This window comes from Rhodopirellula maiorica SM1 (assembly GCF_000346295.1).
GTDB lineage: Bacteria > Planctomycetota > Planctomycetia > Pirellulales > Pirellulaceae > Novipirellula > Novipirellula maiorica.
Genome location: NZ_ANOG01000263.1, coordinates 1 through 6,173, shown reverse-complemented (window position 1 = coordinate 6,173; position 6,173 = coordinate 1). Strand labels below are relative to the sequence as shown.

5 protein-coding genes are annotated in these 6,173 nt (G+C 53.7%); 2 read left to right on the top strand and 3 right to left on the bottom strand.

Annotation, left to right across the window (positions count from 1 at the left end; translation table 11 throughout):
• Both RMSM_RS08275 and gatB read left to right on the top strand, forming a co-directional pair.
• Positions 1-729 (top strand): amidase family protein (locus RMSM_RS08275; RefSeq protein WP_040764834.1); only part of this gene is annotated, 729 nt, incomplete at its 5' end.
• Positions 730-820: 91 nt separating this feature from the next.
• A complete protein-coding gene (gatB, locus tag RMSM_RS08270) occupies positions 821-2,290 on the top strand; it encodes an Asp-tRNA(Asn)/Glu-tRNA(Gln) amidotransferase subunit GatB (RefSeq protein WP_008694102.1) in 1,470 nt (489 codons plus the stop codon).
• Between the two features lie 615 nt (positions 2,291-2,905).
• Here gatB and RMSM_RS08265 read toward each other — a convergent pair.
• From RMSM_RS08265 to RMSM_RS08255, 3 genes are all read right to left on the bottom strand, one after another.
• Positions 2,906-4,195, bottom strand: a complete 1,290-nt coding sequence (locus RMSM_RS08265; protein ID WP_236622052.1) for a hypothetical protein — start codon at positions 4,193-4,195, stop codon at positions 2,906-2,908.
• A gap of 566 nt (positions 4,196-4,761) precedes the next feature.
• Complete coding sequence (locus RMSM_RS08260; RefSeq protein WP_008694094.1) at positions 4,762-5,679, bottom strand: hypothetical protein; 918 nt, start codon at positions 5,677-5,679, stop codon at positions 4,762-4,764.
• Between the two features lie 78 nt (positions 5,680-5,757).
• A complete protein-coding gene (locus RMSM_RS08255; RefSeq protein ID WP_236622051.1) occupies positions 5,758-6,171 on the bottom strand; it encodes a hypothetical protein in 414 nt (137 codons plus the stop codon).
• Positions 6,172-6,173 lie beyond the last annotated feature (2 nt).

Here is a 6,173-nt window from a genome sequence, read left to right as displayed (position 1 = left end):
CAGTCATCCGATTTGCGTGGCTTGCGAATCGGTGTGCTCAGTGAGACTGCGGAAACTGCGGGCATCGATCCGTCGATCATGGACGCCGTCAACGAGGCCGCAAAGGTGTTTCAGAGTCAAGGCGCCGAGATTGTCGAAGTCAACCTGCCGCACAGCAAGTATTGGGTTCCAACCTATTACGTGATCGCTCCTTGTGAAGCCAGCAGCAACCTTTCGCGATACGATGGCGCCCACTACGGTCATCGCACCGAATCGATCGACATGCAAAGCTCCGATGGCCCGCTGGTCTCGGCCTACTGTCGCAGTCGCGAAGAAGGGTTTGGTTCGGAAGTCAAACGCCGCATCATGGTCGGGACCTACGCACTGAGCGAAGGTTACACCGACAAGTATTACAACCAAGCGTTGAAGGTTCGCCGCTTGATCAAAGGCGATTTTGATGCTGCATTTTCGCAGGTCGACTTGCTGCTTGGACCCGTCACGCCGTCGACGGCATTTCCGCTGGGCGACAAAATTGATGATCCGCTGCAGATGTATCTTTGCGATTTGTTTACCGTCGGTGCTAATCTGGCGGGGCTGCCCGCGATTTCATTGCCAGGCGGAATCGATTCGGCCGGCTTACCGATTGGAATCCAATTGCAGGCTCCTGCACTCGAAGAGTCTCGCTTGTTGTTCGCGGCCAATGCATTCCAAACCGCCACCGATCATCACAAAAAACGTCCTTCCCACTGATTTCACGCTGTATTGTCGATCTTCAAGACACTGACTTGCGAGTCCACCCGCGGCTCGTGATCGCATCGTCACCCCCCACTCACTTGCGCCAATGTCCACTCATCAAGTCACCACCGTCATCGGGCTGGAAGTTCACGTACAACTCAAGACAAAGACGAAATTGTTTTGTGGTTGCAGTACGGAATTTGGCGCGCCGCCGAACACGCAAGTCTGTCCGGTGTGTCTGGGTTTGCCTGGCGCCCTGCCGGTGATCAATGAAGCCGCGATCGATTTGGCGATCCGCACGGGACTGGCAATCAATTGTTCGATTCCTGAGATGACCAAGTGGGATCGCAAGCAATATTTCTATCCTGATTTGCCCAAGGGATATCAGATCAGCCAATTTGATTTGCCGATCTGTGCCGACGGTTATCTCGAGATTGTCGATCCCGCCGACGACGAAAGCACGCGGCATATCGGCATCATTCGCGCGCATCTCGAAGAAGATGCGGGCAAGAGTATGCATGACGAGGTCGCGGGCAAGAGCGATACGCGAATTGACTTGAACCGTTGTGGCACGCCGCTACTGGAAATTGTTAGCCAGCCCGATCTGCGTTCGCCGGCCGAGGTCCGCGAGTATTTGACACAGTTGAAATTGATTTTGATGCATCTGAATGTTTCGGATTGCGAAATGCAAGAAGGCAGTCTGCGTGTCGATGCCAACGTCAACTTGCACATCGAAACCGATGGCAAAAAGATCGCGACCCCCATCGTCGAAGTCAAAAACATGAACAGCTTCCGCGCCGTCGAGCGGGCGCTGGAGTATGAAATCGAGCGGCAATACGTCGATTGGGAAGCCGATGGTTTGACGATCGATGATCGAGCCAAAACGACGCGAGGCTGGGACGACTCGAAAGAACGCACGTTTATTCAGCGTGAAAAGGAAGAGTCGGCCGACTATCGCTATTTTCCTGATCCCGATTTGTTGCCGATTCGAATTCCCGCCAAACGCATCGAAGAGGCGCGTTTAACGCTTGGGGAATTGCCGCAAGCGACGATCCAGCGGTTGCAAGACCAGCATGGTTTGAAGGCCTACGACGCCAACGTGATCGTTAATCAAGGACCTGCGTTGATCGCTTATTTCGAGCGAGTCGTCGAGGTTTCCGGTGACGCCAAACGCTCGAGCGCGTGGATCCAGCAAGATGTAATGCGAACGCTGAAAGAGCAAGACACCACGATCGATGCGTTTGCTGTATCGAGTGACCAACTAGGCACGCTGTTAAAGAAAGTCTCGGCGGGCGAACTTGACAACGCACGGGCTCGCGATGTGTTCGCGTACCTACTCGAGCACGACGTTTCAGTCGACGAAGCGATGAAGTCATTGGGGATCGAAAAAGTCGACAGCAGCGAACTCGATGCACTCTGCCAAGAATTGTTGGATGCTAATCCACAAGTCGTCGCCGATGTGCAAGGCGGCAAGGTACAAGCGGTCGGCGCGCTAATCGGCCAAGCTAAAAAGAAGAACCCCAACGCCAACCCCGGCAAAGTCCGCGAGACCCTGCTGCGACTGATCGGCTCGTAAATCTTAATCCTGATGCGTCACATCAATGAGCCGAGGGCCGTGTGGCCAATGTCATCTACTTTGGTAGCCATTGGAGGATGGTCAAGTAGTGGGATTCGCCAGAATTCCCATCTTTGCTGTTGAAACACCAGGAACTCTGGCGAGTCCCACTACGAAAGTAGATGGCACTAAATGGGTGGCATATGTAGCGGTGCGGCGCGGGGCCTCGCCCGGTCTAAACCGAACGTTTTACTCGCCTCAACCGGACGGCTCGCGCCGTGCCGCTACCAAAGTAGATGGCATTGGGCGCACTGCCCCCGAGGCTCCTGCCTCATCATTTCCAATTTTTTAGTAGTACAGGATCTGTAGGCCGGACTAAAGTCACCGGCTTGTTGATTTAACCGAATGCAAATCGCATTGGTGAGCCGTGGGCCGTAAGGCACCGGGTCATGCGTGGGACCCGGCCGCTCACGCGTCGCGGCTCACTGAATCAACAAGCCGCTAACGCCAAACGGCTAACGAAATTCCACCCAATGATTCTTGCCTGCTGCTTAAAGCTTGCTCTAACAAGTTGCAAAATCAGCAACTCATGATTGTCAGATCAGATAATCAATCAAACGAAGCACGCCTGTCGCTCTAGCTTGCCTCTCGCTCGAATCCAGGTTTGGTGGCTCGCAAAATTTCAAGGATGTCACGTCGCATTTGTGACGTCAGATGAGCATAGGTTTGTGATGTGTCTCGCTCTTCGAGCACATCAAGCAATTGGCGGACCACCTCGCGACGCAATTCCTCGCGTAGCGAATCAAATGCATTCGAATAGATCAGATAGCTGAGCGGATATTTGAACATCCGTGTCTTTAGGTCAAATTGACGGAGTGAGCGTCCTTGGTCATCGCTGGGCCCGTAACCTTCAAACGTGTGTGAAAACTCGAGCAACCCTTTGACGTCGCTCGTCAATTCGGTCTCGTCACAAAACAGCAACGCCTCGACGACCGGTTTGGCAATCAAGTGCAACTGAGCTCGCCATTCACTTTCCGATTCCTCCGTCGGTTCACGTTTGGATTGCGCGTGTTGTAATTGACGCACCGAGAAATCGGCTCGCGTCATCGCATTGTGCGTCTGTGACTGATGCTCCAATACCATTAACGCTACGATGTCGCTGTACGGCGACAAGTAGTCATAGGTGTCAAATTCGTCTCGCAGGTTTAGCCGGTTGCCATTGTCATGGGTGTCCAGTCGGCCTCCTCGCAACAGTGCATTGCCGCTATGTGTCATCTCGCCGTGCCGGCCGGTTACATACCAACCGCCCCAACGCTGCGAAAACGGACTTCTGTGCGACGTGATTGACGATGCCGATTGCGGATCGACCGATCCATCAATATTGGGCAAAACACTACGGACGGTATGACCCGGAACGCCTTGCGTCATCGATGTCACGTGGCATCCCAGACAGTCGTACGAGGCTCTCTCGATTTTGGCTCGCCATGGCATCATATCGACCGTATAAAACGCCGCACCTAATTTCGGGTCGAAGGTCGAAATTTCCATTAGCGAACTGCCACGGACCCAGCCCACGTAGGTGTCATCATTGAAATAGATCGCGCGGGGATTGCGAGGCGAAATATAACGCACCTGCATGCTGGTTTTCGAAAACACCAGCGTTTGCGAAGACGGTGGTATCTCAAGTGCCTCCAGCATCGAAGCTAGATAGCCTTGCTCGCGAGTGTATTGCAGCTTGATCTCTTTCGACTTCAGCTTCGCGATCAACCGACTGACGCGATTGTCATCCGCAGTTTTGGTGTACTCAAACGGAGGCTTTTCGATATCAAAGCTAACATTCTGTTGAGCCAAGGCGACGTTGCTACCACATAAAGCAAGCGGCATGGCAAAGACGAGGACGAGTCTCAGGTAGCAGGTAAGTTTCATCGAAGTGCGAACGCAAGGTGGGTGGGGCGTTTGTGTACCTGAGGGTATAGAATAGGCCGCGTCGTGTCAATGTTGTTGGGGCGGGCGGCTTGGCCCAGCCCGCTAAAGACTCGGTAGTAGCCCTGGACGCCAGTCCGAGGTTTGGGAAAACAAAGCGATCCTGAGTCGCAACGCGACGACAGGAAACTGTGGTTTCCACGGAAACGCGAGAAGTCGTGATCGCTCGTGCGGCGATCACGTTGCCAGAAAATAGACAGAAAGATGGGTGCGACAGAAAAATGAAGAGGCCGTATGCCTACGCGACCGACACGGCTCGCTCATGCGTTCCCATCTTCTAACCTTTTTATTGTTTCTGCGGTGCGATCTGTTTTTTGAACCGAGCGAAGGGTCCGCCCAAGCAGATATTCCAAGACTCGTGTCTGTGATCGTGCTCGCGGTGTCGCAGGGCGAATTGAAAAAGTTAAATTGACAATTGGAAATTGTAAAATAGAAAAAGACCGGTCGCTCACGACTCCGGTGACACGCTGTATTTAAGAGAGGCTCAAGTCGCGTGGCAGTGCGACCAACTATTCGGCAAACTGGATACTGATCTGGTCTTGAATGTCGATATCCAGACCCTTGATTTGGTCAGCCAGCTTTTGCGTTTCGCTCCGCAATTCGGCACCGCGATACTGCTGGCTCAATTGCGATAGCTTGTCCATCGATTCCTTTTGCTCCAGCAGCGGGCCGATTTCGATCTTGAACAGCGTTATTTGATCGTCGTTGTGAAAATGGGCATCGGTTTTGCCGATTCCGCCCTCCAGTTCCACGAACAGTCCCATTCTCGCGTCTTTCAAGACCTGGCTCATGATCTTTTCCATTTGCACGCCGGTGATTGAGACTACGCCAGACGATTTTGGCTCTTCCGCAAACGGATCTTTGGTTGGCTGCAGCGGTTGCTGATCCGCCTTCGCTTGAAGCTGATGGTCAATGTCACGCAAAATTAGCAAGCGGTCGCCATCGAGCTGAAACCGGGTACCTTCGGCAAGCGAGAATTTTTCATCCAGGCTAGTTTTGGACGGTTCGGTATCCGTTCCGTCGGTCTCCTCGGCATCGTCTTTGGATTTGCGTCCGAGTCCAAACAATGGGTCACGAAGCACCAGTTCGTTGATGTCGTCAAAGGCGAACACGACTTCAAACCCATTCCAGCCTTGCGGATTGGTTTTCGCGGCGACCGATTCGACTCGCACCCCCGTGCCCAAACTTTCAGCCACCGCCTGCAGTTTTTCCTCTGTCGGAATGCCCTCGTTTGCATCTTGCTCCGACGACGATTTTTGCTTGGAACTGCCGATCGAAAAACCGAGACTGGACTTCTGGTGGTAGCTTCGCACGTGAACCACTCCGCTGCCGTCACGATTGACCTTCACCACCACCGATTCTTCGATACACCCCACGATCATCAACGTCGCTAGGCAAACCAACCCACCGAAAAACAATCTGCGCATCACGACGCTCCGCTTATGAGAATGTAGAGGCCCTCAAGTATAACGCAATTGCAGAATGCCGTTGCTGACGATGGGGCTTTAGTTCGATGAGCCGTCTTGCTTTGGGCCATTGGGGACGCTCGTTGAGTCCGCGGCCAGTTCACCGTCGACCGGCGAATAAGCGTCCGAGGTTTCGTCAGATTCGGAATCGGTCTCGGCACACGATTGGGCCATCTCGAAACGATCGCGGTAGAGCCATCGTTCCCAGAAACGCGCCTTGCGTAGCTGGGGATCGTTGGGGTCGGCCGTATGACGTTTGCCGCGGCGGGTGCGAAGCAGGACGCGACCATCCTCGTTGCTGGACTCGACAACCCAAAATTTATCGACCGTGTACCGATACAAATTGCCCTTGGACGCGGCGTGCACATTTGTGGCCCGTGGTCCCGGACTCGTGCTGCTCTTCTGTTTGCGATAAATCACCCAATCGCCTGGGCGGAATGAGTGTTTGGGCATAA